We start from the raw sequence: 2,477 nt of genomic DNA on the forward strand, positions 1-2,477 counted from the left end.
GTGTTTCTTGATTTCTTCGATAGTTTTGTCAACCAACTGGTCACGAGAAGTCGTGATTGAAAATTCGAGCGTTTTTTGTTTTTCTGACATAATTCTCCTGCTTTATCACGGTTAAATACAGGAAGGCAAGTTTGCTGAATTCGCCCTCCATTATATTAACACGCTTTGGCAGGCTATTTGTCCGGGAAAAACTTTGTAAAATTTTATTACAGTCAAATGGGAAACAAAACCATCCCCCGTCCTTGTGAATTCCGTCACATTTCATTCCATCGTTTCCTTCAAAACTCTTACAATTCTCTAAAAAAAATACACTTTTTCACAACTTTTTTAGGTGTGGACATTTTAGTGACTTTTGTCAACAGGCAAAAGGCTAAACGACCCTATTTCACCACTAATTATCTAATTTCTAGATAGATATACAAGGGTCAATTTATGAACAGCTTCAAGACTTTAATTGCAGCATCTTTGCTTGGAACGGCTGCATTCGCAGCTCCTGGTCTCAAGGTGAACGGCACAGACTTGCAATACAACGGCAAAAAGATTTTCTTTTCGGGCACAAACCTCGCTTGGAGCGACTACAACTCCGACGTAGGAGCTTCCCCTCTCGACGAAAACGCATGGCGCAAGGCCGTGGAAGGCACGCGTGCCGCAGGTGGTAATGCTATTCGTTGGTGGCTTTTTAACAACATGAGCCAAAGCCCGACAATTGACGAAACGACGCACTTGGTCACGGGTCCTAAAGAAAACACGATCGCCAACATGAAGAAGGCTTTGGACATTGCCGAAGAATATGGCGTGATGGTTTCGATGTGTCTTTTCAGCCACAACTTGATGGAACCGACTCAGTGGGGCATTTACAACGAATTGCTCGACATCACGGCAAACGAATTGCTTTTCGAAGACGCGGGCACCAAAGCATTTATAGACAACGTTCTTATTCCGGTCGTGAAAGCCATTGGCAATCACAAGGCGCTCATGACGTGGGAAGTCTTTAACGAACCCGAAGGCATGACTAGCGAATGCAGCGGCTGGACTACAAAGAAGATGGCGCTTGCCAAAATCCAGAAGTTTACAAACAAAGTTGCAGCAGCAATCCATACGACAAATCCGGAACTTCTCGTTTCTACTGGCAGCGTGAACATCAAGTATCAGAAGTACTGGAATGACGCAGCGCTCATCGAAGCGGGTGGCGAAGCTAAGGGTACGCTCGACTTTTTCCAGACGCACTATTACCCGTACTGGCAAGACAATTCTGTAAGCCCGTTCGTGAATACAGCAGCCCAGATGGCTACCAAGTATAGCTACGACAGCAAGCCGATGATTATCGGGGAATTCCCGGCTAGCGGTTGGGCAGGAGATACTTACAGAAGTAATTTTGCCGCCAAGACGCAGATTACCACGGAAGAATGCTACCGCAAGGCATTTGACGGCGGTTACGCAGGCGCTCTCGCCTGGCAGTACATCGGCGACAAGACCGATTCTCAGTTCGGCGGCTTCAGCTACACGATTGAACCCGCGCTTGAAGCCATGAAGAAACTCGCCGCAAAAGAAGAAGCAAGCATCAAAATTAAGGACGTGAACATAGAAGGTGGCTCCGGCGGAAACGGCATGATGGCCGTGACTTACGGTGCAGACAACGCCCAGGTGGAATACCAGAACAAGGGCGGTTGGGACCTCTCCGGAGCAACGACGTTCACTTGGACCGCCAAGAACAACGGAACTTCTGACGCAGATCTCTACTTGATTTTCAAGCTCACGGATTCTTGGACATGGACCGAAACGGATGGAAGCTGCAAGGTTCCGGCTGGTGAAAAAGTCACGTGCTCTATCGACATTTCTAGCTTTGCCGACCGCAACAAGACACTCAGCATCACGTTTGCGAACTATGCCGCTGGCTACACCGGTACAGTGATTTACGACGACATCAAGGCTGGCGCCACGACGCTCTTTGACTTCAACAAAGACAAGTACGATGCCTTCAAGCGCGGTTACGAGAACACCGAAGAAATGATTCCAGAAATCAAGATCGTGTTCGATGAAAACTACGTTTATGGGCAAACGACAATAGCTAAGGGCAAGCTCGCCGCATCCTCCAAGTTCAGCATCAACGGCGACAAGATTTTGCTCAACACAAAGGTTCAAGGAAACGTAAGTGTAGACGTGTTCGGCATGAACGGTAAGCGCGTGGCCACACTCTTCAGCGGAAAACTCGCCGCAGGCAATTACGTTTTCAGCCTCGCTGAAATGCCGAAGGGTCAGTACATCGTTCGCATGAAGGGCGCAGGCCTCACAGCCACGCAACCAGTAATTATCAAATAAAAAATGACTGAATCCTTCCCCCAAGGGGTCTGGATGACAAAGCAAACAGTCCCGCGAAAATGAACTGACCCCAAGAAGTTGGACAGTTTAAAGTTAGGATAAAACAGCGTTATGAGTCCGGTATTGTACCGGGCTCATTCCTTTTAGGCGTAATTTTA

Annotated in this window: 1 protein-coding gene; it reads left to right on the forward strand. The window is 47.7% G+C overall.

Annotated elements, in window-relative coordinates; translation table 11 throughout:
- Positions 1-432: 432 nt before the first annotated feature.
- Positions 433-2,319: a T9SS type A sorting domain-containing protein gene (locus HUF13_RS17115; protein ID WP_173476227.1), complete on the forward strand. Its 1,887-nt coding sequence runs from the start codon at positions 433-435 to the stop codon at positions 2,317-2,319.
- Positions 2,320-2,477: the final 158 nt, after the last annotated feature.

The sequence above is a fragment of the Fibrobacter succinogenes genome, assembly GCF_902779965.1.
In the GTDB taxonomy this organism is placed as follows: Bacteria; Fibrobacterota; Fibrobacteria; order Fibrobacterales; family Fibrobacteraceae; genus Fibrobacter; species Fibrobacter succinogenes_F.